The sequence below is a fragment of the Rubellimicrobium mesophilum DSM 19309 genome (assembly GCF_000600335.2).
In the GTDB taxonomy this organism is placed as follows: Bacteria; Pseudomonadota; Alphaproteobacteria; order Rhodobacterales; family Rhodobacteraceae; genus Rubellimicrobium; species Rubellimicrobium mesophilum.
This window is the reverse complement of the sequence record NZ_KK088604.1, coordinates 129691-154514: the sequence shown is the minus strand read 5'-3', so window position 1 is coordinate 154514 and position 24824 is coordinate 129691. Positions and strand designations below refer to the sequence as shown.

Here is a 24824-nt window from a genome sequence, read left to right as displayed (position 1 = left end):
TGATGCGCCAGGCGCTGGAATGCGCCCACCGCGGCTGGGGCGTGTCGGTGGTGATCGGGGTGGCGGCGGCGGGGGCGGAGATCAGCACGCGCCCCTTCCAGCTCGTCACCGGGCGGGTGTGGAAGGGCACCGCCTTCGGCGGCGCGCGCGGGCGCACCGACGTGCCCAAGATCGTCGACTGGTACATGGACGGCAAGATCCAGATCGACCCGATGATCACCCACACCCTCAGCCTCGACCAGATCAACCAGGGCTTCGACCTCATGCACCGGGGGGAGAGCATCCGGTCAGTGGTGGTGTACTGACCGCCATGCACGACCCCGGCCCCGCCTTTCGCGCGCTGCACCGCCCGGGCGATCCCTTCATCCTGGCGAACGCCTGGGACAAGGGGTCGGCCCGGCTCCTCGCCGCGCTCGGGGCCGAGGCCATCGGCACGACCTCGGCAGGCTTCGCCTTCACGCGCGGCCTGCCGGACGGCGCCCGGATCACCCGGGACGAGGCCCTGGCTCATGCCCAGGACCTCGTCGCCGCCACGCCCCTCCCAGTCAGCGCCGACCTCGAGAACGGCTACGCCGCCGACCCCGAGGGCCTGGCCGAGACCGTGCGCCTCGCGGAGGAGGCGGGCCTCGCCGGCCTCTCCATCGAGGACACCGACCTGCCGGGAGAGGGGGCCTATGCCTTCGACTTGGCGGTGGAGCGGGTGCGCGCCGCCGCCTCGGCCGCCCGTGCGCGCCGCCGCGACATGGTTCTGGTCGCCCGCGCCGATGGCGTGATGACCGGGGCCTACGACCTCACCGAGGGGCTCCGGCGGCTCCGGGCCTTCGAGGCCGCCGGCGCCGATTGCCTCTACCTGCCGCTGCCCGCGAGTCTCGACGAGGTGGCGCTGATCTGCCGCTCCGTCTCGCGCCCGGTGAATGCGCTGGCCGCCGGCCCCTTCGCCCGCCACGCGCGCGCCGAGTTCGCGGCGGCCGGCGTCGCCCGGATCAGCCTTGGTTCGGCGCTCGCCCGCGCCACCCACCGCGTCATCGTGGACGCCGCCCGCGCCATGTTCGGCGAGGGCTCGTTCGAGCCGCTGGCCCGCATGATGCCCGAAGGAGGCGGCGTGGCCATCGACGCGCTCCTCCCCCAAGGGGCCCGCTCCTGAATCCCGCCTTGCCAATCGGCGCCGATGGGGGCAAGCCCCGAGCCGAAGGAGGTCCCATGCCCGACACCGACCGTCCCCTCCTCGCCGTCCTGATCGATGCGGACAACACCTCGCCCAAGTTCGCCGGCGCCATCTTCGAGGAGATCGCCGCCATCGGCGAGGCTTCGGTCCGCCGCTGCTACGGCGACTTCTCCTCTCAGCAGATGGCCGGCTGGAACAAGATCCAGGCCGAGCACGGGCTCGTGCCGCTGCATTCGCCCGCCTACACGGTGGGCAAGAACTCCTCGGACATCTCCCTCGTCATCGACGCCATGGACCTCATGCACACGGGGCGCTTCGACGGCTTCGTGCTGGTGTCGTCGGACAGCGACTTCACCCGTCTGGCGAGCCGCATCCGCGAGCAGGGGCTCGACGTCTACGGGATCGGCCAGCACAAGACGCCCGAGGCCTTCCGCAAGGTCTGCAAGCGATTCATCTTCCTCGAGAACCTCGGCAACGCCGCGCCCAAGCCCACGCCCCCCGGCGAGAAGCCCGCGCCCGCCGAAAAGCCCGAGGCCCCCGTCGCCAAGCCCAAGGCGCCGTTGACCGAGGCGCGCGACATCATCCTGCGCGCCATGGACGCCATCGGCCAGGACGACGAGTGGTTCGCGCTGGGCCCTCTCGGCCAGTACATCACGGCGGCGAACCCCGACTTCGACACCCGCACCTATGGGAGGAAGAAGCTCTCGGACCTCGTGCAGGACCTCAGGATCTTCGAGACCAAGCGCGACGCGGCCAACCAGCTCATGATCCGGCGGCTCGACTGACGGGGGTTGCACCTTCTTAGAACGGTTCTAAGACTGCGCCCATGCTGAGCCGCTTCTCCTCCCGCCGCCATTTCGACGACCTGTCCGAGGAGGAGATCCTCGCCCTTGCCATCTCCTCCGAGGAGGACGACGCGCGCATCTACCGGACCTTCGCGGCCCGCCTCCGCGAAGGCTACCCCGCCTCCGCCGCCGTCTTCGACGGCATGGCCGAGGAGGAGGACGGTCATCGCAGCCGCCTGATCGAGGCCTTTCGCCGGCGCTTCGGCGAGGTGATCCCCCTCATCCGGCGCGAGCACGTCGCGGGCTACTACGCACGTGAGCCCGTCTGGCTCGACCCCGACCTCGGGCTGGACCGCATCCGGGCCGTGGCACGGCAGATGGAGGAGGCGGCCGCCCACTTCTACGCCGCCGCGGCGAAGCGCACGACCGACGCGCGGACCCGGGACCTCCTGGGCCATCTCGCCGCCGCCGAGGCGGGGCACCAGAAGGCCGCCGACGCGCTGGAGGCGAGGCACCTCCCCGAGGACGTGCGCGCGGCCGAGGACGCAGGCGCGCGGCGGCAGTTCATCCTGACCTGGGTGCAGCCGGGCCTCGCGGGGCTGATGGACGGCTCGGTGTCCACGCTGGCGCCGATCTTCGCCACCGCCTTCGCCACGGAGAACACCTGGACGACCTTCCAGGTGGGCCTCGCGGCGTCGGTCGGCGCGGGCATCTCCATGGGCTTCACCGAGGCCGCGCACGACGACGGCGTCATCTCGGGCCGGGGTTCTCCGTGGAAGCGGGGCCTCGCCTCGGGCCTCATGACGGCGGTGGGCGGGCTCGGGCACGCACTGCCCTACCTGATCCCGCACTTCTGGACCGCGACGACCGTCGCCATGATCGTCGTGTTCCTCGAGCTCTGGGCCATCACCTGGATCCAGAACCGCTTCATGGAGACGCCCTTCCTCCGCGCCGCCTTCCAGGTGGTGCTGGGCGGCGCGCTGGTCTTCGCGGCGGGCGCGCTGATCGGGGGCGGGTGATGGCGACGCTCTTCGTCGACGCCGACGCCTGCCCCGTGAAGGCCGAGGCGCTGCGCGTGGGCCTGCGCCACGGCGCCAAGGTCGTGATGGTCTCGAACGGCGGCATCCGTCCCTCGGCTTATCCGGGCGCCGAGGTCGTCGTGGTCCCGGAGGGCGCCGACATCGCGGACAAGTGGATCGCCGAGAGGGTCCAGCCCGGCGACGTGACGGTGACCTCCGACCTCCCCCTCGCGGCCCGGGTGATCGAGGCCGGGGGCGCGGTCGTGAAGCCCAATGGCGAGGGGCTGACGGCCCGCAACATCGGCCCGGCGCTGGCCGCCCGCGACCTCGCGGCGGACCTGCGGGCGGCCGACCCCTTCCGGCAGGGCGGCGGCCGGGCCTTCTCCAACGCCGACCGGAGCCGCTTCCTCGACGCCCTCGACCGCGTCCTCCGGGCGCGCTGACGCCAGGGCAGGGGCGCGGACCCGTCTTCGCGCGTCGGGGACGGAACAGACGTCCCAGCCTCGTCCGCCCAAGGGTCGCGCCATGCAATCCTCGCGGACGGTCCTCTGGGGCATCCTCCTGGCCCTCGGCGGCAGCCTCGTGCTGTCGGTCAACGACATGGCCGTGAAGGCCCTGTCGGGGACCTATCCGCTGCATGAGGTGGTGCTCGCCCGCTCCATCATCGGCATGGGCGTGGTGCTGGCGCTCCTCGCGCTCGCGCGGGCACGCGGCCTCCGCTCCGGCGTGACGACCCGGCGCCCCGGGCTCCATGCGCTGCGGGTGCTTTGCGTCCTTCTGTCGAACATCACCTATTTCCTGGGCCTCGCCGCGCTCCCCCTCGCGGACGGGGTCGCGACCTTCTTCGTGGCCCCGCTGCTCCTGACCGCCCTGTCGGTGCCGCTCCTGGGCGAGAAAGTCGGGCCGCGCCGCTGGGTCGCCGTGGGGGCGGGGCTCCTCGGCGTCCTCGTGATGATGCGGCCGGGCGCTGGGGTCATCCAGCCCGCCGCGATCCTGGTGCTGCTCTCGGCCCTGGCCTACGCGCTCATGCACATCCTGACCAGGCGCATGGCGCCCACGGAGGGCGCGCTGGCCATGAGCTTCTGGACGCAGGTGGGCTTCATCGCCGTGTCCTGCGCCATGGGCCTCACCGTCGGGGGCGGGCAGTACGGCCAGTCGGACAACGCCTCGCTGGCCTTCCTGCTGCGCGCCTGGCACTGGCCCGCGCCGGGGGACTGGCCCTTCTTCCTCGCCACCGGCCTCGCGGTGTCCACGGGGGGCCATCATGATCGCGCAGGCCTACCGGCTCTGCGAGGCGGGGCTGGTGGCGCCCTTCGAGTATGCGGCGATCCCCATGGCGGTGCTCTGGGGCGTGCTGATCTTCGGCACCTGGCCGGACGCCGTCGGCTGGACGGGGATTGCGCTCATCGGCGGGGCGGGTCTCTATACGCTCTGGCGCGAGACGCGCCTGGGCCGCGCCGTGGCGGCCGAGCCCGCGGGCGGAGCGATGGAGGAAGCGCGGTGACGGTGCAGGCGGTGGTCTTCGACATCGGCAACGTGCTGATCGAGTGGAACCCGGAGCGGTTCTACGACGCCACCCTGGGGGAGGAGCGCCGGCGGGCGATGTTCGAGGCCGTGCCGATCCTCGCCATGAACGAGCGCGTGGACCTCGGCGCCGTCTGGGCCGACGAGGTCGCGGCGCTGGCCGCCCGGCACCCGGACTGGGCCGAGCCCATTTCCCACTGGCACCACCGCTGGATCGAGATGGCGAGCCCCGAGATCCCCGGCTCCGTCCGCCTCCTGCGCGCGCTGCGGGGGCGGGGCGTTCCCGTCTTCGCCCTGAGCAATTTCGGACGCGAGACCTTCGCCCACGCGCTCGCGCATTACCCCTTCCTGGGGGAGTTCGACCGCGCCTTCGTCTCGGGCCACCTCGCGCTCGCCAAGCCCGATGCCGCCATCTACGAGGCCGTGGAGCGGGACAGCGGCGTGGCGCCCGGGTCGCTCCTCTTCGCCGACGACCGGCCCGAGAACATCGAGGCCGCGCGGGCCCGGGGCTGGCGGACCCATCTCTTCACCGGACCCGAGGGCTTCGCGGAGCGGCTCGTGGCCGAGGGGCTCCTCACTCTGGAAGACGCAGCATGAGCATCGACATCGTCTCCTTCGAGGAGGGCGAGGCCGTCCTCGACTGGCTCTCCGTCGCCCGCGCCATCGAGGAGGCGCATCGCCTCCCGAGGCCGATCATGGAGGACGTGATCCTGCGGCGGGGGCCGGACACGCTCCTCAACCGCTCGGCCTGGATCGACGGACTCGGGATTGCGGTGAAGGCCGCGACGGTGTTCCCGGGGAACGGGGCCAAGGGACTTCCCACCATCGGCGGCGCCGTGAACCTCATGTCCGACGAGGACGGGACGCTCGAGGCCGTCATCGACTTCGCCCTCGTGACCAAGTGGAAGACGGCGGGCGACTCGCTTCTCGGCGCCCTGAAGCTCGCCCGGCCCGACTCGCACAACGTCCTGATCGTCGGCGCCGGCACGGTCGCGCGGACGCTGGTGGATGCGTACGGCGCGGGCTTCCCCGGTGCCCGCTTCACCGTCTGGAGCCGCACCCGCGCCAGCGCCGAGGCTCTGGCGGCCGAATGCCCCGGCGTGACCGTCGCGGATGATCTGGAGGCGGCCGTGCGCGCCGCCGACATCGTGACGACCTGCACCATGGCGACCGAGCCCATCGTGCGGGGCGACTGGCTGCGGCCCGGCACCCATCTCGACATGATCGGCGCCTACCGCCCCGACATGCGCGAGGCCGACGACGCCGCGCTCGCCCGCGCCCGGCTGTTCTGCGACTCGCGCAAGACGGCCGGCGAGACGGGGGAGTTCCTGCGGCCCATCGAGTCCGGCGCCATCGGGCCGGATGCGGTCGTGGCGGACCTCTACGAGATCGACGCGATGCGGCGCGGGTCGCCCGACGAGATCACGCTCTACAAGAACGGCGGCGGCGCCCATCTCGACCTGATGGTGAGCCGCCACGTCCTGACCGCCTGGAGGGCGGCGCGGACCTGACCCTTACTCGGCCGGGACCGCCGCCACCGGCCGGGCGACCTCGCGGATCGGCAGGTGGACGACCGCGCTGAAGGCGCCGACGCCCACGCCGATCCACCAGACGGCGTCGTAGCTGCCGAAGGCGTCGTAGAGCCGTCCGCCCAGCCAGACGCCGACGAAGGCGCCGATCTGGTGGCTCAGGAACACGATGCCGTAGAGCGTCCCCATGTAGCGCAGCCCATAGAGGTGCGCGACGAGCCCCGAGGTCAGCGGCACGGTGGCCAGCCACAGAGAGCCCATCACGGCGGAGAACACCAGCACCGTGACCGACGTCATCGGCGTCAGGATGAACCACGCCGCCGCGATGGTCCGGCCCGTGTAGACCCCGGCCAGCAGGTATTTCTTGGTGTAGCGCTTGCCGAGCCAGCCCGCGGCCAGCGTCCCCGCGATGTTGCCGAGCCCGATGATCGAGATCGCCACCGCCCCCAGCGCGCTGGTCGTCGTGATCCCCAGCGAGGCCAGCATCCCCCAGCCATGATCGGGCTGCACATCTCGGACACGAAGGCCGGGAAGTGCGCGGTGATGAAGGCGAGCTGGTAGCCGCAGGAGAAGAAACCCAGGAAGATCAGCGCGAAGCTCGGGTCCCTGAGCGCGCCGAGGACGACGGCCCCCATGCTCTCCTGCAGCTCGGCCCTGGAGGCCGGGGCGGGCGTGCGCATCCAGGGCAGGACCATGAGCGTCGCGAGGATCAGCGCCGCGAAGACCAGGAACACCCCCTGCCAGGGCATCAGCGCCAGCAGCCCCTCGGCCAGCGGCGGCCCGAGAACCTGCCCGGCGGAGCCGGCGGCGGTGACGATGGCGAGCGACATGGAGCGGTTCTCGGCGCTCGACGCCCGGCCCACGACGGCGAGCACCACGCCGAATCCCGTCCCGGCGATGCCAAGGCCCACCAGCACCTCGTAGAACTGGTGCTGCACCGGCAGGGTCGCGCCCGCCGACAGCACGAGGCCCGCCGCATAGCAGATCGCGCCCAGGATGATGGCCTTCCGGTCCCCGATCTTCTCGGCCAGCGCGCCGAAGAGCGGCTGGCCGAAGCCCCAGGCGAGGTTCTGGATCGCGATGGCGAGGCTGAACTCGGCCCTCGGCCAGCCGAACTCCCCGGCGATGGGAAGCTGGAAGACGCCGAAGGAGGCGCGGATGGCGAAGCCCATCAGCACCACGAAGCTGCCGGCGAGGAGGACGGGGGTGAGGAGGGGCGCGCGCTGGGTCATGACAGGCCTGTCTCGCGCCCGCCTTCCCATGTGTCAACCGGCCGGATTGTGCGGCGGGTCATCACGGGCGCTGATGGGTCGCCCCTTGCCTTTCCCGGCTCGGCCCCCAAAGTGTGCCCGCGTTCCGGGGCCGGCCTCGGCGGCTTTGCGCCCCCGGACCGCCGCACGATGCTTGAAGCCAGGTGAAGGGCAGAGGATGGACAAGACGCCCGACTGGGTCGCCGTCGACTGGGGGACCTCGAACCTTCGCGCCTGGGCCATGACGGCCGAGGGGCGCGTCCTCGACGAGGCCACCTCCGACAAGGGCATGGGCCAACTCAAGCCCGACGAGTTCGAACCCGCCCTGCGCGAGCTGACCGCAGGCTGGACTCAAGGCCCCATCCGGGTGATCGCCTGCGGCATGGTCGGCGCCCGGCAGGGCTGGATCGAGGCGCCCTACGCCCGCGTCCCCGGGCCGCCGCTGCCCGAGGGGCTGACCCACGCGCCCTCCAGACCCGACCTGAACGTCGGCATCATCCCCGGCCTCGCGCAGTCCGATCCCGCCGACGTCATGCGCGGCGAGGAGACCAAGGTCGCGGGCTTCCTCGCGCTCAATCCCGATTGGGACGGCACCCTGCTTCTCCCCGGCACGCATCCCAAGTGGATCAGCGTCAGCGCGGGCGAGGTGGTGGCCTTCCGCACCTCGCTGACCGGGGAACTGTTCGCGGCGCTGTCGGGCCACACCGTCCTGCGCCACAGCGTCACCACGGACGGGTGGGACGAGGACGCCTTCCTTGCGGGCGTCTCGGAGGGCCTTGCCCGCCCCGAGGCGCTGATGAACCGCCTCTTCGCGATCCGCGCCGAGTCGCTCCTCAAGGGGCTCCAGCCGCCGGCGGCCAAGGCGCGCCTCTCGGGCCTCCTGATCGGGACCGACCTTGCCGGCGCGCGCGGCTGGTGGCTCGGCGCCCGCGTCGCGGTGCTGGGGGCCGGGGAGCTGCTGCGGACCTGGACCGCCGCGCTGGCCGCCCAAGGCGCGGCGCCCGAGACCGCCGACGCCACCGAGGCCACCCTCGCGGGCCTTGTCGAAGCCTGGAGGAGAAGCCAGTGAGACCCATCATCGCCATCCTGCGGGGCGTCACCCCTGCCGAGGCCCTCCCCATCGCGGGCGCCCTGGTCGAGGCCGGGATCACGACCATCGAGGTCCCGCTCAACTCGCCGGACCCCTTCGTCTCCATCGGCGCCATGGTCCGGGAGTTCGGCGACCGCGCCAAGATCGGCGCCGGGACGGTGCTGACGACCGAGGACGTGGGCTACGTGCGCGACGTGGGCGGCCGGATCGTCGTCTCGCCCAACTGCGACCCGGAGGTCATCCGCGCCACCCGCGCCGCCGGGATGGAGAGCTGGCCGGGCGTGATGACCCCGACCGAGTGCTTCGCCGCGCTCAAGGCCGGGGCCACGGGCCTCAAGATCTTCCCTGGCAGCCTGCTCGGCCCCGACGGGCTCAAGGCGATCCGGGCGGTGCTGCCCAAGGGGACGCTGGTCTACGGCGTGGGCGGGGCCAGCGCCGACAACTTCGCGGCCTGGATCAAGGCCAGCGCCGACGGCTTCGGCATCGGCACGGCGCTCTACACGCCGGGCCTGTCCGCCGCCGATGTGAGCGAGCGGGCCAGGGTGATCGTCGCGGCCTTCGACGCCGCCAAGGGGGGAACGGCATGACGACGGCGCGGGTCCATGACCAGACGGTGTGCCTCCTGGGCGAGGGGGCGCTCTGGCACCCCGAGCGGAGCGAGCTTCTCTGGTTCGACATCCTCGGGCGCCTGCTCTTCGTCGGGGACAAGCGGCATCGCCTGAACGAGCTGTCCACCGCCGCCGGCTGGATCGACCGCGACACGGTGCTGATGGCCCAGAGGGGGGCGCTGCTGCGCTTCGACCTCAGCACGGGGCAGGGGGAGCGGGTGGCGGGCCTGGAGGAGGGCAACTCGGACGTCCGCTCCAACGATGGGCGCGCCGACCCCTGGGGCGGCTTCTGGATCGGCACCATGGGCCTGAGGGGCGGGGACGATCCCGAAGCGGGCGCGATCTGGCGCTACTACCGGGGCGAGGTCCGGCAGCTCGTCCCCAAGGTGACGATCCCCAACGCCATCTGCTTCGACCCGAATGGCACCCACGCCTACTATACGGACACCGAAGTCCAGATCGTCTGGCGCCAGCCACTCTCCGACAAGGACGGTTTTCCGACCGGCGAGCGGGAACAGTTCCTCGATTTCCGGGGCACCGAACTCTACCCGGACGGCGCGGTCACGGACGCGGACGGCAACGTCTGGATCGCCTTCTGGGGCTCGGGCAAGGTCGCGGGCTACGGGCGTGACGGGCGCCCGGTCGAGGAGTTCGCCGTCCCCGCCACGCAGAGCACCTGCCCGGCCTTCGGGGGCGAGGGGCTCTCCACCCTGTTCGTCACGACCGCAGCCGCCGGCATCCCGCAATACGACCTCGCCATGACGCCGGAGACGGGGCGTACCTTCGCCGTCGAGACGGGGTTCAAGGCCGTCCCCGAGCCCAAGGTGGTCCTGTAGAGGCTACGGGCACGGAGGTTTCGTAGGGTGCGCTGAAGCGCATCCTACGGGTTCCGGAATGGCGGACAAACGGATCGCGGCTGCGGCCCAGGCCGAGGACGCAGCTTCCCCTACCCCACCGGGCGGCGACCCAGGGACAGGAATCACCTTGGCACGGAAAGGTTAGGGAACGGTTAACGACAGAAGGGGAACTGCGAGAAAGCGCACTCTCCGGCCCGGTTGCAGGATGGCAGGGCTCCGTTGGACAGGCTTCAGCCCGCCAAGCTGTGCCAGACAAATGCGCGCCGCCGACCGAGGTCGCGTGGCGGACTGAAGCCTGCCCTCAGCCCAGGAACGCCTGCGCCGCCTGCCATTCCGAGGCCACGACCTCGTGCCCGCCGCCGTGCCAGTGGAGCGTCACCTGCGCGCCCTGCGTCTCCAGCCAGTCCGAGAGGCGCATGGTGAGCTGCGGCGGGCAGATCGGGTCCCGCTGCCCGGCGGTGATGAGCACCCGCCGCCCCGAGAGGCCCGGCGCGTCGGGCGGCGTGAAGGGGATCAGCGGATGCAGCAGCACCGCGTCGGTGAACAGCTCCGGCCGCGCGGCCAGCACCGAGGCGAGGATGTTCGCGCCGTTGGAGTAGCCCAGGCCCACGACGCGGGCCGCCCCTGTCCGCGCGATCTCCCCCGCCACGAAATCGCTCATCGCGGCGGTCCGGAGGGCGAGGTCCTCCATGTCGTAGACGCCCATGTCCTTGCGGCGGAAGAAGCGGAGCATCCCGCCTTCGCTCACCTCGCCCCGAGGCGACACGACATGGGCCCCGGGCAGGAGCTGGGGGCCGATCCCGTGGAACTGCCCCTCGTCCCCGCCCGTGCCGTGGAAGGTCAGGAGGAGAGGCGCGTCCGCCTCCCCCTCGGTCCGCGCTGCGATCACGAGATCTTCTCCAAAGGCTCGAACGACACGCCCTCCAGCGGCTCGAGCCGCCCCTTGAGCGCGTCCCGCAGGTGCTCGTGCTGGCGGGGCAGCCGCAGCGTGGTCCCCAGGCGCTCGACCGGCTCGTCGCGGGCGAAGCCGGGCTCGTCGGTGGCCACCTCGAACAGCACCCCGCCGGGCGTGCGGAAGTAGATCGCCCAGAAGTAGTCGCGGTCGATATTGGGCGTGGTCTGGAAGCCGGCCTGCGCCAGCTCGCGCCGGACCTCGTCCTGCGTGGCCTTGTCGGCGACCGAGAAGGCGACGTGATGGACGCTTCCCGCGCTCTGGACGGCCGGGGGCGCCGAGGCGTCCTCGTGCAGGTCCACGACCTCGGCGCCGTTGCCTTTGGGCAGCCGCATCCGCGTCACCGCTCCTTCGCGGCCCTCCTCCCGATAGCCCATGATCCGCAGGAGGTCGGCGGTCGCGCGGGCGTCGCGCAGCGCCAGCGTCACCGAGTGGAAGCCCCGGATGCCGATCCCGGCGTCCACGTTGCCGCCGGTCCAGGGCGTCCGCGCGTCGCCCGCCACCTCCACGAGCGCCAGGCTCTCGCCGTCCGGCCCCTCGGTCAGCAGCCGCTCCTCGCCGAGGAAGGTCTCGCGCGTCGTCGGCCCGAGGGGGGCGAGCCGCTCCTCCCAGGCGCTCAGGCTGCCCTCGGGCACGGCGAAGGCGGTCATCGAGGCCTCGCCCGCGCCGCGCCGGCCGCGCGCGGCGTTCGGGAAGGGGAAGGAGGTCATCACCGTCCCGGGCCGCCCCAGCTCGTCCCCGAAGTAGAGGTGGTAGACGTCCGGCGCGTCGAAGTTGACCGTGGTCTTGACCCGACGCAGCCCCAGCGCCTCGGTGTAGAAGGCGTTGTTCGCGCCGGCCTTCGACGCGAGCATCGTGACATGGTGCAGGCCGTTGATCTGGTCCATCTCGTCCTCCGTGGTGATCCGGCGCCGAGATAGGCGCCCGCGACCGGCCTGCCCAAGTCCCCGGCGCCGAACCCGATCTGTGCGAATCTGCGGGAGGGACCCGGCGTCAGTCGTGCGTGAACCCGGAGCTTACCACCCGGAGATCGCCTTGACCTCCAGAAACTCCTCGATCCCCCAGACTCCGCCCTCGCGCGCCCGCCCCGAGGCCTTGGTGCCTCCGAACGGGGCGCCGCGCCCACGGGACTTGCCGTTCATCTCCACCATCCCGGCCTTGAGCTGCCGCGCCAGCCGGTGCCGTCTGTCCTCGTCCTGCGTCTGGACGTAGTTCGTCAGGCCATAGTCCGTGTCGTTGGCGATCCGCAGCGCCTCCTCCTCGGTGTCGAAGGGCAGCATGGACAAGACCGGCCCAAAGACCTCGATCCGCTCGATGCTCATGCCCGGCGTCACGTCGGCGAAGATCGTGGGCCGCACGAAGAAGCCGCGGTTCAGGTGCTCGGGCCGCCCCGGTCCGCCGGTGACGAGCCGCGCGCCCTCCTCGATCCCCTTCTGGATCAGGCCCTGGACGTGATCCCACTGGCGGGCGTTGACGACGGGGCCGATGTGGTCGCCGCGTTCGGAGGCCGGGCCGACCCGCGTGGACTCCGCCACTTCGCGCGCCTTCTCGATGGCCAACTCGTAGATCGGCCGCTCGACCAGCATCCGCGAGGGCGCGTTGCAGCTCTGGCCCGCGTTGTTCATCAGGTGCCGCACCCCGCGCTCCACCGCCCTCTCGTCGGCGTCGGCGAAGACGAGGTTCGCGCCCTTGCCGCCCAGCTCCAGCGTCACCCGCTTGAAGGTGTCGGCGGCGGCGACCGTGATCGCCCGCCCCGCGCGGGTGGAGCCGGTGAAGGAGATCATCTCCACGTCCGGATGCGTCGAAAGCCGCGTCCCCGCGCCCGCCCCGTCGCCCTGCACCATGTTGAACACGCCCGGCGGCACCCCGGCGGCGTCCAGCATCTCGGCCACCACCACGGCCGAGAGCGGCGCCTGCTCGGAGGGCTTCAGCACCATCGTGCAGCCCGCCAGCAGCGCCGGGATGACCTTCAGCGCGATCTGGTTCGCGGGCCAGTTCCACGGCGTGATGAGGCCTACGACGCCGATCGGCTCCATGGCGATCATCGTGCCCTTGGCCTGGGGGCCAAGGGGCCGCAGCCACTCGACCCGGTCGAAGGCGGTCAGGAAGTTCTCGGTGTGCCACGAGAAGCTCGGCGCCTGCTCCGAGAGCGCGAAGTCGATGGGCGCGCCCATCTCCTGGCTGATGGCCGCCGCGAAGTCCCCCTCGCGCCGGTGGTATTCCTGGAGGATGCGCTCCACCAGCGCCTTGCGCTCCCGGGGCTCGGTCGCGGCCCAGGCGGGCAGGGCGGCCTTCGCGGCTGCCACGGCCCGGTCCACGTCCTGCGGCCCGGCGAGCGTGATCCGGACGGCGCCCTCCTCGGTCGAGGGGTCGATGACGACGTGCTCGCGCCCGTCCTCCGACTCCACCCAGGCCCCGCCGATGTAGAAGCCTCGCTTGTCGATCATGGCCGTCCTTCCCTGCGCGCCGTGGCGTCCCCTTGCTCCCGCGACTATATTGACCCCGCGACCGCCGGGCCAAGACCGGGCGGCGACATGACCAGGGAGAGCCACGACATGGCCTTGCGCATCAACGACACGATCCCGAACCTGACCGTCGAGACCGACCAGGGCACGATCAACCTCCACGACTGGGTGGGCGACGGCTGGGCCGTGATCTTCTCCCACCCCAAGGACTTCACCCCCGTCTGCACCACCGAGTTCGGGGCCGTGGCGCAGCTCGACGCCGAGTGGAAGAAGCGCGGCGTGAAGGTGCTGGGCGTCTCGGTGGACGGCGTCGAGGACCACGTGAAGTGGAAGTCCGACATCAAGCTCGCCGGCAACGCCGAGCCCAACTTCCCCATCGCCGCCGACCATGGGCTGGAGATATCCAAGGCCTTCGACATGCTCCCGGCCGAGGCCTACCTGCCCGAGGGGCGCACGCCCAACGACACGGCGACGGTGCGGACGGTCTACATCATCGGGCCGGACAAGAAGGTGAAGCTGTCGATGACCTACCCGATGTCGGTGGGCCGCAACTTCTCCGAGATCCTGCGCGCGGTGGACGCGCTGCAGACCACCGTGAGCAAGGGCGTGGCGACGCCCGCCGACTGGAAGCCGGGCGACGACGTCATCATCCCGGTCGCCGTCAAGGACGACGAGGCCCGCCAGAAGTTCGGCGACTTCACCACCGTCCTGCCCTACCTGCGCAAGGCCAAGCTCCCGGCCTGACCGGGCCGGCAGGGGACCCTTCCCGGGGTCCCCTACGCCGAGACCACCCGCGTGCCGACCGGCACCCGGTCGTAGAGGTCGATGGCGTGCTCGTTCGCCATGCGGATGCAGCCCGAGGAGAAGCTCTGGCCGATCGTCCAGGGCTGCGGCGTGCCGTGGATGCGGAACATCGTGTCCCGGCGCCCCTGGTAGAGGTAGAGCGCCCGCGCCCCCAGCGGGTTGTAGGGATGCCCGCCCGGCAGCCCGGCCGCGAAGGGACCGTAGACTTCGGGCTCCTTGGCGATCATGTCGCGCGTGGGGATCCAGCGCGGCCACTCGGCCTTGCGGGCGACAGTGGCCTCGCCCGAGAAGGTCCGGCCCGGCGCGCCCACCGCGATCTTGTAGCGCCGCCCCATCCCGTCCCCGAGGCCGAGATAGAGCCAGGTGTCCTCCACGTTCACGTAGATCGTGCCCGCCGGCAGGCTCGGCCCCACCTCCACGTCGGTGGGCAGCCAGTCACGCGGGAAGACCACGGTCTGCTGCGCGAGCGCGGGCGTGGCGAGAAGGCTCGCGGCGGCAGCCGCGAGGAAGCGTCGGCGGGTCGTCATGGCGGGGTCCTGTCCCAGGTCGTCGTTTTGGGAGGACCCTAGCAGCCCGGACGGAAAAGGGCAGCAGGTCGCCCTGCCGCCCTGCCGATTTCCGCCGAGCGCGGCGGTGCCCTCAGTAGGCGAAGGCCCGGACTCCCAGGGGCACGCGGTTGTAGAGGTCGATCACGTGGCTGTTGTACATCCGGAAGCAGCCGTTCGAGGCGCGGTGGCCGATCGAGCTCGGGTCGATGGTGCCGTGGATGCGGATGGCGGTGTCGTGGTCGCCCTGGAAGAGGTAGAGCGCCCGGGCCCCCAGCGGGTTGTCCGGGCCGCCGGGCATCCCGTCGGCGTATTTCTCGTAACGCTCCGGGTGACGCTCGATCATGTCGTCGGTCGGGCGCCACGAGGGCCACTCGACCTTGCGGCCGATGGTGGCCTGCCCGTGCCAGCCCAGCCCCTCCTGGCCCACGGCGACGCCGTAGCGGATGGCGTAGTCGCCGGGCAGGATGAAGTAGAGATGGTAGCTGTCCGGGACGATGTGGATGTCGTTGGGCACGAGGCCCGGCGCCACCTGCACCACCTTGGCCTGGTAGCGCTCGGGGATCGGGTAGTCGCCCTCGATGGTGGGCGGCAGGCCCAGCGAGGCGTCGATGGCCTCCGGCCCGATGTCGAGCCGCAGCGGGCCGGGGTCCTCGATCAGCGGGGTCTCGGCCGAGACGAGTTGCTGCGCAAGGGCGGGGCCCGCCGCGAGAGTCATGGCGGAGGCGGCGACGAAACGGCGTCGGGTCAGCATGGGCGATGTTCCTCTGGGCGGCGATTCGAGTGTCGGCCGCCGTCGTGACCAAAGTAGGGCACGAGCGATCCTCGCGGAAGGGCGGGAAAACCGCCGTCATCGGATAACAAAGGGCCCCGGCATCGCTGCCGGGGCCCTGATGTCGCGGGACGTGGCTCCGAAGCCTCACTCGGCCGCCGGAGCCTCCTCCTTGGCCATCTCCTTGCCGGTCGCCTGGTCGACGACTTTCATCGACAGCCGCACCTTGCCGCGGTCGTCGAAGCCCAGCAGCTTCACCCAGACCTCCTGGCCCTCCTTGAGGACGTCCGAGGGGTGGTTCAGGCGCTTGTTCTCGATCTGCGAGACATGCACGAGGCCGTCGCGCTTGCCGAAGAAGTTCACGAAGGCGCCGAAGTCCACGATCTTGACGACCGTGCCCTTGTAGATGCCGCCTTCCTCGGGCTCCGCCACGATCGAGTAGATCATGTCGTAGGCCTTCTTGATCGAATCGGCGTTGGCCGAGGCGATCTTGATGGTGCCATCGTCGTTGATGTCGACCTTGGCGCCCGACACCTCGACGATCTCGCGGATGACCTTGCCGCCCGAGCCGATGACCTCGCGGATCTTGTCGGTCGGGATGGTCATGGTCTCGATGCGCGGGGCATGGACGCTGAAGGCGTTGGCGCTGGTCAGCGCCTTGGCCATCTCGCCCAGGATGTGCATCCGGCCGGCGCGGGCCTGCTCCAGCGCCTTCTCCATGATCGCGGGCGTGATGCCGGCGACCTTGATGTCCATCTGGAGCGAGGTGATCCCGGCCTCGGTGCCCGCGACCTTGAAGTCCATGTCGCCGAGGTGGTCCTCGTCGCCCAGGATGTCGGTCAGCACGGCCCACTGGCCGTCGTCCTCGAGCACGAGGCCCATCGCCACGCCGGCCACGGGGGCCTTGAGCGGCACGCCCGCGTCCATCATCGACAGCGAGCCGCCGCAGACGGAGGCCATCGAGGAGGAGCCGTTCGACTCGGTGATCTCCGACACGACGCGGATCGTGTAGGGGAACTCGGTCGCCGGCGGCAGCACCGCCTGCAGCGCCCGCCAGGCGAGCTTGCCGTGGCCGATCTCGCGGCGGCCCGGGCTGCCCACGCGGCCCACTTCACCCACGGAGTAGGGGGGGAAGTTGTAGTGCAGCAGGAAGTTGGACTTGAAGTTGCCATGGAGCGCGTCGATGAACTGCTCGTCGTCGCCGGTGCCCAGGGTGGTCACGACCAGGGCCTGCGTCTCGCCGCGCGTGAACAGCGCCGAGCCGTGGGTCCGGGGCAGGAGCCCCGTTTCGCTGGTGATCGGCCGCACCACGTCGAGCGCGCGCCCGTCGATCCGCTTGCCGCCCTTGACGATGTCGCCGCGCAGCACGCTCGACTCGAGGTCCTTGAGAGCCGCGCGAAGGTTCGGGTCGGCCCGCTCCTCCTCGGTAAGGCCCGCCTTGATCGTCTCGACGGCGGCGTCGATGGCGGCGACGCGGTCCTGCTTGACCCGGTTGGCGAAGGCCTGCTGCATCGCCGTCGTGCCCAGCTCGGCCACGCGGGCCTTCAGCCCCGAGTAGTCCACCGGCTGGAAGTCGAAGGGCTCCTTGGCGGCTTCCTCGGCGAGGTCGATGATCAGGTCGATGACCGGCTGCATCTGCTCGTGCGCGAAGGTCACGGCGCCCAGCATCTCCTTCTCGGAGAGCTCGTAGGCTTCGGACTCCACCATCATCACGGCGTCCTTGGTCCCCGCGACCACGAGGTCGAGCCGCTGCTCGGGCTTGGAGCGGAGGTCCTGGATGTCGTCCACGGCGGGGTTCAGGACGTACTTGCCGTCCACGAAGCCCACGCGCGCGGCGCCGATGGGCCCACGGAAGGGCACGCCCGACAGCGTCAGCGCCGCCGAGGCCGCGATCATCGCCACCACGTCGGGCTCGTTGACGAGGTCATGGCTCAGCACGGTGCACATCACGAGCACCTCGTTGCGGAAGCCATCGACGAAGAGCGGGCGGATGGGGCGGTCGATCAGCCGCGAGGTCAGCGTCTCCTTCTCGGAGGGGCGCGCCTCGCGCTTGAAGTAGCCGCCGGGGATCTTGCCGGCCGCGTAGAACTTTTCCTGGTAGTGCACGGTCAGGGGGAAGAAGTCCTGGCCCGGCTTCGCCTCGCGGGCGAAGGTCACGTTGGCCATGACCGAGGTCTCGCCCAGCGTGGCGATGACGCTGCCGTCCGCCTGACGGGCGACCTTGCCCGTTTCCAGCGTGAGCGTCTCGTTGCCCCACTGGATCGATTTCTTCACTTCGTTGAACATCGGATGTCCTTCCGGGCCGCGTGTCGGCCCTCTTGCCCCCGTTCATTCTCTCGTCCGAGGGGGCGGGTTTTCGGAGGGGCCGCATTGCCCCTGGCTCTCTGTATGCGAAGCGCCGGTCGAGCCCGGCCGGCGCCGTCCTTTGGATGGAAGAACCGCGCCCCCCGTTGTGGTTCGGAGGGGCGCGGCCCGGTCTCTTAGCGGCGGAGGCCCAGGCGCTCGATCAGCGACTGGTAGCGGGCCTCGTCCTTGCCCTTGACGTAGTCGAGCAGCTTGCGGCGCTGCGCCACCATCATCAGGAGGCCACGGCGGCCGTGGTTGTCCTTGGTGTGCGTCTTGAAGTGCTCGGTCAACGTCGCGATGCGCGAGCTCAGGATCGCGACCTGCACCTCGGGCGAGCCGGTGTCGCCGGGCTTGGTGGCGAAGTCCTTGAGGATGCGGGCCTTGTCTTCGGCGGTGATCGACATCGGGTGTCTCCTGGATGTGAATGTGACGGCGCGAGCCGGGATGTCGTCCAGCAAGGCCCTTGGCTCCCCGAAGGCTGGCCCGCGGGGATGGGTGCACATAGGGGTTTTCGGTTGCGAAAAAAGGGCCGAAATGACGCGTCCGTCATGGGCCTTGGACCCTGGCCTCCGTGCCCCTAGGTTGCATCCAGGGTTTCACGAAGGATCGGCCATGAGCGACTTCCTCGACGAGATCCGCGCCCGGCTCGACGGGATCCGGGCCGAGGGGCTGTGGAAGCGCGAGGCGGTGATCGCCTCGCCCCAGGGCGGCCGCGTCACCGTGGACGGGCGCGAGGTGCTGAACCTCTGCGCCAACAACTATCTCGGCCTCGCCAACCACCCCGCGCTGAAAGCCGCAGCATCCGCCGCCATGGAGGAGCGCGGCTACGGCCTCGCCTCCGTCCGCTTCATCTGCGGGACGCAGGACCTCCACAAGGCGCTGGAGGCGCGGGTCGCATCCTATCTCGGCCTCGACGACGCCATCCTCTTCGCCGCCGCCTTCGACGCCAACGGCGCCCTCTTCGAGCCGCTGCTGACCGACGCGGACGCGGTCGTCTCGGACGCCCTCAACCACGCCTCGATCATCGACGGCATCCGCCTCTCCAAGGCCCGGCGCTACCGCTACGCCAACAACGACATGGACGAGCTGGAGGCCCGGCTGCGCGAGGCCCGCGACGGCGGCGCCCGCCACGTCCTGATCGCCACCGACGGCGTCTTCAGCATGGACGGGAGCTTCGCCGACCTCGCCTCGATGCGGCTCCTCGCCGACCGCTACGGCGCCCAGCTCATGGTGGACGATGCCCACGCGACCGGCTTCGTGGGCGAGAAGGGGAGGGGGACGCCCTCCCGCGCGGGCGTCCGGGCCGACATCGTCACCGGCACCTTCGGCAAGGCGCTGGGCGGGGCGCTGGGCGGCTTCGTCGCCGGCCCCGGCCCCGTGATCGACCTCCTCCGCCAGCGCGCGCGCCCCTACCTCTTCTCCAACGCGCTCCCCCCCGCCGTCACCGGCGCCACGCTCGCCGCCCTCGACCTCGTGGAGGGGCCGGAGGGCGACGAGCGCCGCTCCCGCCTCGCTGCGAATGCCCACCACTGGCGCAAGGGGCTGGAGGGCCTCGGCTTCGAGCTCCTCCCCGGCAGCCACCCCATCGTCCCGGTCATGCTCCACGACGCCCGCCGGGCGCAGGACATGGCGCGGGGCCTCCTCGCTCAGGGGGTGCTGGCGACGGGCTTCTTCTACCCGGTCGTCCCGCAAGGGAAGGCGCGCATCCGCACGCAGATGAGCGCGGCCCTGACGCCCCAAGACCTCGACCAGGCGCTGGAGGCCTTCGACCGGGCCGGGCGCGAGACGGGAGTGCTGGCCGCATGAGAGCCCTGGTGAAGGAGGCCCCCGGCGAGGGCCTGACCCTCAAGGACGTGCCCGAGCCCGAGATCGGCCCCGACGACGTCCTCATCCGCGTCCACCGGACCGGCATCTGCGGCACCGACATCCACATCTGGAGCTGGGACGCCTGGGCCGCCCGCACCGTGCCCACCCCCTCGTGACCGGGCACGAGTTCGCCGGCGAGATCGTGGAGCTCGGCGCCAACGTCCACGACCTCCGCGTGGGCCAGCGCGTCTCGGGCGAGGGCCACCTGATCGGCAAGACCTCCCGCCAGAGCCGGTCGGGGAAATTCCACCTTGACCCCGAGACGCGCGGCATCGGGGTCAACGAGCCCGGCGCCTTCGCCGACTACCTCCGCCTTCCCGCCTTCAACGCCGTGCCCCTTCCTGACACCATCGACGACGAGATCGGCGCCATCCTCGACCCGCTCGGCAACGCGGTCCACACCGCCCTCAGCTTCGACCTGATCGGCGAGGACGTGCTGGTGACGGGCGCGGGCCCCATCGGCATCATGGCCGCCGCCGTCGCCCGCCATGTGGGCGCCCGCCACGTCGTCATCACCGACGTGAACCCCCTGCGCCTCGACCTCGCCGCCAAGGTCGCCGACGTGGTGCCCGTGAACGTCGCCACCGAGGATCTCAAGGAGGTCATGTCCCGCCTCCACATGGTCCAAGGCTTCGACGTGGGGCTGGAGATGTCGGGCTCCCAGGCCGCGCTCGACCAGATGGTCGAGTCCCTCGTCATGGGCGGCCGCATCGCCCTCCTCGGCATCCCCCCGGGCAAGAGCCCCGTGGACTGGAGCCGCATCGTCCTCAAGTCCCTGACTCTCAAGGGCATCTACGGCCGCGAGATCTTCGAGACCTGGTACAAGATGATCGCGATGCTCGAGAACGGTCTCGACGTGCGCCGCGTCATCACCCATCGCTTCCCGGTCAGCGACTACCGCGAGGGCTTTGAGGCGATGCTGTCGGGGAAGTCGGGCAAGGTCGTCCTCGACTGGGCGTGAGATACCCCGTCACCCCCGACGGACGCTACTTCGTCGTCCGGGGCCGCCTCTGGCGCATGGCGAACCCCGCGCTCGACCCGGCCACGCGAGAGGGCCTCGTCCGCGACCTCATGTCCGCCCGCCGCGCGGTGCGTGACGCCAAAGGCGACCCGAAGCGGCAGCTCGAGGCCCGCGCCCGCGTGGACGCCGCCAAGCAGGCGCTCGGAGAGAGGGGACCCGTCTGGTGGACCGACGGCGCCCCCGACCTCAACCGCCGCATGGCCCGGACGACGCCCTACGCCGAGTGGTTCGCGGGGCTAGGAGACCCGTAGGGTGAGGTTTCACCCCACCATCCTGGCCGGGCATCCTTGGAATCTTTGCATGGTGGGGTGAAGCCCCACCCTACGGCGGCCCACCCCTCAGCCCTTCTTCTGGTAGACGTCCTTCTCCTGGGTCGTGCCCCGCCCGCGGCTGTCCTGGTCGTCGCCCAGCGGCGCGCGGAGGTCGCCCGTCTCCCTCAGGCCCGGGGTCTCGCGATCGAGGCCCGTCTCGTCGATGCGCTCGCGGATGCTCTGCGGCACCTCCTTGGCGCGCTTGAGGTCGTGCTCCGCCGGGAAGTCGTCGCCCGCGTTGGGGACCTCGGTCTGCCGGCCGGGCAGCCGCCCGGGACGCTCTTGGGTTGCCATCTCGCCGTCCTCCTCGCTGCCGCCCCGGCGGGGCAGGGACCTTGACGAAACGCCCCGCGCGCCCGACCGTTCCGGTCCCGGCTGGACGCGGAGAGGCCCCGACCCATCTGGAACTCCCGCGCGCGATGCGCCAGACATCCCGCCGCGACCCCCTCCGGAAGCCCCATCGTGACCATCGCCGCCCGTTCGACGCCCCCCGGCTTCGCCTCCCGCCTGTTCCTGTCCGGCACGCTCGCCTTCCTCGCAGCCGGGGCCGGCCCCGCGCTGACCGGCGTGTCCCTGACCGTCTGGTCCGAGGCCTTCCATCTCGGGCCCGGCGAGGGCGGCGCGCTCCTCGCCGCGAATGGGGCCGGGTCCCTGACCGCGCTCCTCCTGGGCCTCGCCGGCCTGCCGGGGATCGGGCTCCGGCTCGGCCTCGGCACCTTCGCCCTGGGCGCGGCGCTCCTCGGGCTCGCGCCCTCCTGGGGGCTCCTCCTCGCGGCGGGATTCGTCACCGGCCTGGGCTTCGGCCAGATCATCGCCGCCGTGAACCGCGCCTTCCTCGGTGGCTTCGGCGAGCGCGGCCCCGGCATGGTGGGCCTCGTCAACGCCATCTACGGCCTGGGCGCCATCCTCTCGCCGCTCCTCTTCCTCTGGGCGGGGAGCCGCCCCACCGCCGTCTACCTCGCCATCGCGGCCCTCGCCGTCCTGGCGCTCCTCCTCGCCCGGCCCGATCCCAACCCGGCCCCGCGCGGGCTCCCCGACCTGAGGAGCCGCCGCCTCCTCGTGACCCTCTTCATCTTCGGCAACGGGCTGATCGAGGGCGCCTCGGCCGGCTTCGGCGCCTCCGCCCTGATCGACGCGGGCATCGCGGCCGACACCGCCGCGCGCCTCACCTCGGCCTTCTTCGCGGCCTACCTGCTGTCGCGCCTCTCGCTCTACTGGCTCGCCCGCCATGTCGGCTCCGATCGCCTGTTCCTCCTCGGCGCTGGCGGCGCGGGCCTCTGCATGGCGGTCGCGGCGCTCGGAGCCCCCGCGCCGGGCTTCGTCCTCGCGGGGGCCTTCGTCGGCATGATCTTCCCCGCCCACTACGTCTGGGCGACCGGCATCCTGGGCGACGACCCGCGCATGACCTCGGCCATTCTCGCCGTGGCGCTCCTCGGCGGCACGCTCGCCCCTCTGGTCCTCCGCCCCCTCCTCGGCATGACGGGCGAGGCGGGCCTCTTCTGGATCGTCACCCTCGCCGCCCTGAGCCTCGCCGCCCTCTTCGCCCTCCTCAAGGGCCGCGCCCCCGTCCCCGCCTGAGGCCCCCGCCATGACCGTCCTCCCCGCCCCGAGCCACGGCCTCCGGTCCCCGCTCTTCGCCTCCGGCGCGCTCGCGTTCTTCCTCCTCGGGATGCTCCCCGCTCTCTTCGGCGTGGCGCTGCCGGTCTGGTCCGGCGCCTTCGGCCTCGCCGAGGGGCAGGGGGGCACGCTGGTCGCCCTCTACAACGCCGGAGCGGCCATCGCCGTCCTCGCCGGGGTCGCCGGGGTGCCCGGCCTCTCCATGCGCCCTGCCTCGGCCTTGGTGGCGCTCGGGGCGGCCGGGCTGGCGCTGGGGGCGGCCTGGGGCCTCCTCCTCGCCTGCGCCCTCGTCGCGGGGCTGGGCTTCGGCGTCCTCGCCGTCGCCATCAACCGTCGCTTCCTCGCGGAGTTCGGCCCGCGCGGCCCCGGCATGGTGGCGCTCGTCAACGGCATCTTCGGCCTGGGCGCCATCCTCGCGCCGCTCCTCTTCCTCGCGGTCGGCAGCCGACCCGGCCCGGTCCTCTGGATCACCGCCGTCCTCGCCGCCGTCGCCATGGCGCTGAGCCGGCCCGAGCCCTTCCGCGGCGCCTCGCCCGGCCTGCCGCCGCTCTCGCCGCGCCTCTCGATCATCCTCCTCAACTTCGCCGCCGTGGTCATCGAGGCGAGCCTCATCGGCCTCGGCGCCTCCGCCCTCGTGGACCTCGGCGCCCCGGAGGCGCAGGCCGCCCGCCTCGTCTCGGCGTTCTTCGCGACCTTCGTGGCCGCGCGGCTGGGCCTCGCCTTCGTCACGCACCGCCTGGCGCCCGACCTGATCTTCCTCCTCGGGCTCGCAGGCACGACCGCCTGCCTCCTCGTCGCGGCCTTCGTCTCGCCCGCCTGGGGCTTGGTCCCCTCGGGGGCCTTCATCGGCATCTGCTTCCCCGCCTTCTTCGTCTGGTCGAGCCGCCTCCTCGGCCCCGACCCGCGCTTCGGCGCCGCGATCCTGGCGGCGGGCCTCACCGGCGGCACGCTTGGCCCGCTCGCGCTGCGCCCTATCCTCGGGGCGGTCGGAGTGGAGAGCCTGTTCTGGATCCTGTCGGTCTTCGGAGCCCTTTTGACGGTGGCCGTGGCGGCCCTGCTGCCGCGCCTGAGGCGCTTGCCGCCCCCATGACCCCTCTCCTGACCGTCCGCGACGTCCACAAGGGCTTCGCCGGGCCCGACGGCCTCGTCCCCGTCCTGCGCGGCGCCTCGCTCGACCTCGCGCAGGGCCGCACCCTCGCGCTCACCGGCGAGTCGGGGAGCGGCAAGAGCACCCTCCTCCACCTCATCGGCGGCCTCGACCGCCCCGACAGCGGGAGCATCCGCCTCGGCGGCACCGAGGTGACGCGGCTCGACGACCGGGGCCGCGCGAGGCTCCGCCGCGACGCGGTCGGCGTGGTGTTCCAGCAGTTCAACCTGATCCCCTCGCTCGACGCCGCCGCCAACATCGCCTTCCAGGCCCGCCTCAAGGGCGCCCGCGACCCCGCCTGGGAAAACGAACTCGCGAGCCGCCTCGGCCTCGCCCCCCATCTCCGCAAGTTCCCCGAGGAGCTCTCCGGCGGCCAGCAGCAGCGCGTCGCCATCGCCCGCACCCTCGCCGCCCGGCCGCGCCTCGTGCTCGCCGACGAGCCCACCGGCAACCTCGACGAGGCCTCGTCCTCGGCGGTCCTCGACCTGATGCTCGACCTCGTGCGCCAGACCGGGGCGAGCCTCCTCTGCGTCACCCACTCCGAGCAGGTCGCCGCCCGCATGGACGCCCGGGTGCATCTGCGCGGCGGCCAAGTCGCCCCATGATCGCCGCCGGCCTCGCCGCCCTCCTCTCCCACTGGCGCCGCCACTGGCTCCAGCTCTTCACCCTCGTCGCCGGCCTGGCGCTGGCCACCGCCCTCTGGTCCGGCGTCCAGGCCATCAACGCCGAGGCCCGCGCCTCCTACGCCGAGGCCGCCAATACCCTGGGCGAGGGCACCCTTTCCCGCCTCCGCCCGCCCGAGGGCGCCACCATCCCCGAATCCGAATGGGTGCGCTTGCGCCGCGCCGGCTGGCTCGCCAGCCCCGTCGTCGAGGGCCGCCTGGGCGAGGCGCGCCTGATCGGCCTCGATCCCCTGACCTCCCCCGTCCGCATCGGCTCCCTCGAGGAGGGCTCGCTCACGGACCTCCAGGCCTTCCTGCCCCGAACGGCGCCCTCCTCGGGCGGCCGGAGACGCTCGCCACCCTCCCCGACACCGGGGCGACGCTCCTCCACTCCGAGGAGGTCGCCCCCGGCACCGTCCTGACCGACCTCCGCACCGCCCAGCGCCTCCTCGACGTCCAGGGCTTCACCAGCCTCCTCCTCGCCCCCGA

The 24824-nt window shown here is 71.8% G+C and carries 24 protein-coding genes and 3 pseudogenes; 18 read left to right on the top strand and 9 right to left on the bottom strand.

Features of this window, described 5'->3' with window-relative positions; all coding sequences use genetic code 11:
• From RUMESO_RS19145 to RUMESO_RS19115, 7 genes and pseudogenes are all read left to right on the top strand, one after another.
• Positions 1-305 (top strand): annotated as a pseudogene (locus tag RUMESO_RS19145) (S-(hydroxymethyl)glutathione dehydrogenase); the annotation flags it as partial.
• 5 nt (positions 306-310) lie between these two features.
• Entirely contained in the window at positions 311-1144 is an 834-nt protein-coding gene (locus tag RUMESO_RS19140) for an isocitrate lyase/PEP mutase family protein (RefSeq protein WP_037282443.1), read from the top strand.
• Positions 1145-1200: 56 nt separating this feature from the next.
• Positions 1201-1950 (top strand): NYN domain-containing protein, encoded by a 750-nt coding sequence (locus RUMESO_RS19135; RefSeq protein ID WP_037282440.1) that lies wholly within the window; start codon positions 1201-1203, stop codon positions 1948-1950.
• A 41-nt stretch (positions 1951-1991) separates the two neighbouring features.
• On the top strand, positions 1992-2969 hold the full coding sequence (gene mbfA, locus RUMESO_RS19130) for an iron exporter MbfA (RefSeq protein WP_037282439.1): 978 nt from the start codon (positions 1992-1994) through the stop codon (positions 2967-2969).
• On the top strand, positions 2969-3412 hold the full coding sequence (locus tag RUMESO_RS19125) for a YaiI/YqxD family protein (RefSeq protein ID WP_037282437.1): 444 nt from the start codon (positions 2969-2971) through the stop codon (positions 3410-3412). Before mbfA ends, RUMESO_RS19125 begins: the two co-directional genes overlap by 1 nt.
• Positions 3413-3494: 82 nt before the next feature.
• Positions 3495-5090: an HAD-IA family hydrolase gene (locus tag RUMESO_RS28230; RefSeq protein WP_342670805.1), complete on the top strand. Its 1596-nt coding sequence runs from the start codon at positions 3495-3497 to the stop codon at positions 5088-5090.
• Positions 5087-6004 carry an ornithine cyclodeaminase family protein gene (locus RUMESO_RS19115; protein ID WP_037282435.1) on the top strand — a complete coding sequence of 306 codons (918 nt, stop codon included), beginning with the start codon at positions 5087-5089 and terminating at the stop codon, positions 6002-6004. Before RUMESO_RS28230 ends, RUMESO_RS19115 begins: the two co-directional genes overlap by 4 nt.
• 3 nt (positions 6005-6007) lie before the next feature.
• Here RUMESO_RS19115 and RUMESO_RS19110 read toward each other — a convergent pair.
• Positions 6008-7254: pseudogene (locus tag RUMESO_RS19110) on the bottom strand (MFS transporter).
• A gap of 196 nt (positions 7255-7450) precedes the next feature.
• On the opposite strand from RUMESO_RS19110, the gene RUMESO_RS19105 reads away from it, so the two are divergent.
• From RUMESO_RS19105 to RUMESO_RS19095, 3 genes are read left to right on the top strand one after another with little or no spacing between them, the layout of a single operon-like run.
• Positions 7451-8341, top strand: a complete 891-nt coding sequence (locus tag RUMESO_RS19105) for a 2-dehydro-3-deoxygalactonokinase (RefSeq protein WP_037282433.1) — start codon at positions 7451-7453, stop codon at positions 8339-8341.
• Entirely contained in the window at positions 8338-8949 is a 612-nt protein-coding gene (locus tag RUMESO_RS19100) for a 2-dehydro-3-deoxy-6-phosphogalactonate aldolase (protein ID WP_037282431.1), read from the top strand. Before RUMESO_RS19105 ends, RUMESO_RS19100 begins: the two co-directional genes overlap by 4 nt.
• A complete protein-coding gene (locus RUMESO_RS19095; protein ID WP_037282429.1) occupies positions 8946-9806 on the top strand; it encodes an SMP-30/gluconolactonase/LRE family protein in 861 nt (286 codons plus the stop codon). The genes RUMESO_RS19100 and RUMESO_RS19095 overlap by 4 nt, the downstream gene beginning before the upstream one ends.
• Positions 9807-10128: 322 nt before the next feature.
• Here the strand turns inward: RUMESO_RS19095 and RUMESO_RS19090 are convergent, their stop codons facing one another.
• The 3 genes from RUMESO_RS19090 to RUMESO_RS19080 form a co-directional block, all read right to left on the bottom strand.
• On the bottom strand, positions 10129-10716 hold the full coding sequence (locus tag RUMESO_RS19090; protein WP_037282427.1) for an alpha/beta hydrolase: 588 nt from the start codon (positions 10714-10716) through the stop codon (positions 10129-10131).
• A complete protein-coding gene (locus RUMESO_RS19085; RefSeq protein ID WP_037282425.1) occupies positions 10713-11666 on the bottom strand; it encodes a ring-cleaving dioxygenase in 954 nt (317 codons plus the stop codon). The genes RUMESO_RS19090 and RUMESO_RS19085 overlap by 4 nt, the downstream gene beginning before the upstream one ends.
• Before the next feature lie 129 nt (positions 11667-11795).
• Positions 11796-13226 carry an aldehyde dehydrogenase family protein gene (locus RUMESO_RS19080; RefSeq protein ID WP_037282424.1) on the bottom strand — a complete coding sequence of 477 codons (1431 nt, stop codon included), beginning with the start codon at positions 13224-13226 and terminating at the stop codon, positions 11796-11798.
• 108 nt (positions 13227-13334) lie between these two features.
• On the opposite strand from RUMESO_RS19080, the gene RUMESO_RS19075 reads away from it, so the two are divergent.
• A complete protein-coding gene (locus RUMESO_RS19075; protein WP_037282421.1) occupies positions 13335-13988 on the top strand; it encodes a peroxiredoxin in 654 nt (217 codons plus the stop codon).
• A gap of 32 nt (positions 13989-14020) precedes the next feature.
• Here RUMESO_RS19075 and RUMESO_RS19070 read toward each other — a convergent pair whose 3' ends face one another.
• The 4 genes from RUMESO_RS19070 to rpsO form a co-directional block, all read right to left on the bottom strand.
• Complete coding sequence (locus tag RUMESO_RS19070; RefSeq protein ID WP_037282418.1) at positions 14021-14575, bottom strand: L,D-transpeptidase; 555 nt, start codon at positions 14573-14575, stop codon at positions 14021-14023.
• 112 nt (positions 14576-14687) lie between these two features.
• Positions 14688-15347, bottom strand: a complete 660-nt coding sequence (locus RUMESO_RS19065) for a L,D-transpeptidase (RefSeq protein WP_037282415.1) — start codon at positions 15345-15347, stop codon at positions 14688-14690.
• A 165-nt stretch (positions 15348-15512) separates the two neighbouring features.
• Entirely contained in the window at positions 15513-17651 is a 2139-nt protein-coding gene (gene pnp / locus RUMESO_RS19060) for a polyribonucleotide nucleotidyltransferase (RefSeq protein ID WP_037282413.1), read from the bottom strand.
• A 194-nt stretch (positions 17652-17845) separates the two neighbouring features.
• Positions 17846-18115, bottom strand: coding sequence for a 30S ribosomal protein S15 (gene rpsO / locus RUMESO_RS19055; protein ID WP_037282410.1), 270 nt, complete (start codon positions 18113-18115; stop codon positions 17846-17848).
• A gap of 208 nt (positions 18116-18323) precedes the next feature.
• Between rpsO and kbl the strand changes: the two genes are divergently transcribed.
• The 3 genes and pseudogenes from kbl (at position 18324) to RUMESO_RS19040 (ending at position 20849) form a co-directional block, all read left to right on the top strand.
• Positions 18324-19517 (top strand): glycine C-acetyltransferase, encoded by a 1194-nt coding sequence (gene kbl, locus RUMESO_RS19050; RefSeq protein ID WP_037282408.1) that lies wholly within the window; start codon positions 18324-18326, stop codon positions 19515-19517.
• Positions 19514-20538, top strand: a pseudogene (gene tdh, locus RUMESO_RS19045) (L-threonine 3-dehydrogenase). The gene kbl and the pseudogene tdh overlap by 4 nt, the downstream one beginning before the upstream one ends.
• Positions 20535-20849: a hypothetical protein gene (locus RUMESO_RS19040; RefSeq protein WP_037282406.1), complete on the top strand. Its 315-nt coding sequence runs from the start codon at positions 20535-20537 to the stop codon at positions 20847-20849. Before tdh ends, RUMESO_RS19040 begins: the two are co-directional and overlap by 4 nt.
• An 87-nt stretch (positions 20850-20936) precedes the next feature.
• On the opposite strand, the gene RUMESO_RS19035 is transcribed toward RUMESO_RS19040, so the two are convergent.
• Complete coding sequence (locus RUMESO_RS19035; RefSeq protein ID WP_037282404.1) at positions 20937-21203, bottom strand: hypothetical protein; 267 nt, start codon at positions 21201-21203, stop codon at positions 20937-20939.
• A 168-nt stretch (positions 21204-21371) separates the two neighbouring features.
• Here RUMESO_RS19035 and RUMESO_RS19030 point away from each other — a divergent pair, with 168 nt between their 5' ends.
• Genes RUMESO_RS19030 through RUMESO_RS28225 form a run of 4 tightly spaced genes read left to right on the top strand, consistent with a single transcriptional unit; the run spans position 21372 to position 24757 of the window.
• Complete coding sequence (locus tag RUMESO_RS19030) at positions 21372-22487, top strand: MFS transporter (protein WP_037282402.1); 1116 nt, start codon at positions 21372-21374, stop codon at positions 22485-22487.
• A gap of 10 nt (positions 22488-22497) precedes the next feature.
• On the top strand, positions 22498-23616 hold the full coding sequence (locus tag RUMESO_RS19025; protein ID WP_037282400.1) for an MFS transporter: 1119 nt from the start codon (positions 22498-22500) through the stop codon (positions 23614-23616).
• Positions 23613-24278: an ABC transporter ATP-binding protein gene (locus RUMESO_RS19020; RefSeq protein ID WP_037282398.1), complete on the top strand. Its 666-nt coding sequence runs from the start codon at positions 23613-23615 to the stop codon at positions 24276-24278. Before RUMESO_RS19025 ends, RUMESO_RS19020 begins: the two co-directional genes overlap by 4 nt.
• Entirely contained in the window at positions 24275-24757 is a 483-nt protein-coding gene (locus tag RUMESO_RS28225) for a hypothetical protein (protein ID WP_342670804.1), read from the top strand. Before RUMESO_RS19020 ends, RUMESO_RS28225 begins: the two co-directional genes overlap by 4 nt.
• Positions 24758-24824: the final 67 nt, after the last annotated feature.

What these genes read in the sequence shown, in the direction of transcription:
- RUMESO_RS19140 (WP_037282443.1), top strand. Translation starts at nt 311, where the DNA reads ATGCACGACCCCGGCCCCGCCTTTCGCGCGCTGCACCGCCCGGGCGAT.
- RUMESO_RS19135 (WP_037282440.1), top strand. Translation starts at nt 1,201, where the DNA reads ATGCCCGACACCGACCGTCCCCTCCTCGCCGTCCTGATCGATGCGGAC.
- mbfA (WP_037282439.1), top strand. Translation starts at nt 1,992, where the DNA reads ATGCTGAGCCGCTTCTCCTCCCGCCGCCATTTCGACGACCTGTCCGAG.
- RUMESO_RS19125 (WP_037282437.1), top strand. Translation starts at nt 2,969, where the DNA reads ATGGCGACGCTCTTCGTCGACGCCGACGCCTGCCCCGTGAAGGCCGAG.
- RUMESO_RS28230 (WP_342670805.1), top strand. Translation starts at nt 3,495, where the DNA reads ATGCAATCCTCGCGGACGGTCCTCTGGGGCATCCTCCTGGCCCTCGGC.
- RUMESO_RS19115 (WP_037282435.1), top strand. Translation starts at nt 5,087, where the DNA reads ATGAGCATCGACATCGTCTCCTTCGAGGAGGGCGAGGCCGTCCTCGAC.
- RUMESO_RS19105 (WP_037282433.1), top strand. Translation starts at nt 7,451, where the DNA reads ATGGACAAGACGCCCGACTGGGTCGCCGTCGACTGGGGGACCTCGAAC.
- RUMESO_RS19095 (WP_037282429.1), top strand. Translation starts at nt 8,946, where the DNA reads ATGACGACGGCGCGGGTCCATGACCAGACGGTGTGCCTCCTGGGCGAG.
- RUMESO_RS19085 (WP_037282425.1), bottom strand. Translation starts at nt 11,666, where the DNA reads ATGGACCAGATCAACGGCCTGCACCATGTCACGATGCTCGCGTCGAAG.
- RUMESO_RS19080 (WP_037282424.1), bottom strand. Translation starts at nt 13,226, where the DNA reads ATGATCGACAAGCGAGGCTTCTACATCGGCGGGGCCTGGGTGGAGTCG.
- RUMESO_RS19075 (WP_037282421.1), top strand. Translation starts at nt 13,335, where the DNA reads ATGGCCTTGCGCATCAACGACACGATCCCGAACCTGACCGTCGAGACC.
- RUMESO_RS19070 (WP_037282418.1), bottom strand. Translation starts at nt 14,575, where the DNA reads ATGACGACCCGCCGACGCTTCCTCGCGGCTGCCGCCGCGAGCCTTCTC.
- RUMESO_RS19065 (WP_037282415.1), bottom strand. Translation starts at nt 15,347, where the DNA reads ATGCTGACCCGACGCCGTTTCGTCGCCGCCTCCGCCATGACTCTCGCG.
- pnp (WP_037282413.1), bottom strand. Translation starts at nt 17,651, where the DNA reads ATGTTCAACGAAGTGAAGAAATCGATCCAGTGGGGCAACGAGACGCTC.
- rpsO (WP_037282410.1), bottom strand. Translation starts at nt 18,115, where the DNA reads ATGTCGATCACCGCCGAAGACAAGGCCCGCATCCTCAAGGACTTCGCC.
- kbl (WP_037282408.1), top strand. Translation starts at nt 18,324, where the DNA reads ATGAGCGACTTCCTCGACGAGATCCGCGCCCGGCTCGACGGGATCCGG.
- RUMESO_RS19035 (WP_037282404.1), bottom strand. Translation starts at nt 21,203, where the DNA reads ATGGCAACCCAAGAGCGTCCCGGGCGGCTGCCCGGCCGGCAGACCGAG.
- RUMESO_RS19025 (WP_037282400.1), top strand. Translation starts at nt 22,498, where the DNA reads ATGACCGTCCTCCCCGCCCCGAGCCACGGCCTCCGGTCCCCGCTCTTC.
- RUMESO_RS19020 (WP_037282398.1), top strand. Translation starts at nt 23,613, where the DNA reads ATGACCCCTCTCCTGACCGTCCGCGACGTCCACAAGGGCTTCGCCGGG.
- RUMESO_RS28225 (WP_342670804.1), top strand. Translation starts at nt 24,275, where the DNA reads ATGATCGCCGCCGGCCTCGCCGCCCTCCTCTCCCACTGGCGCCGCCAC.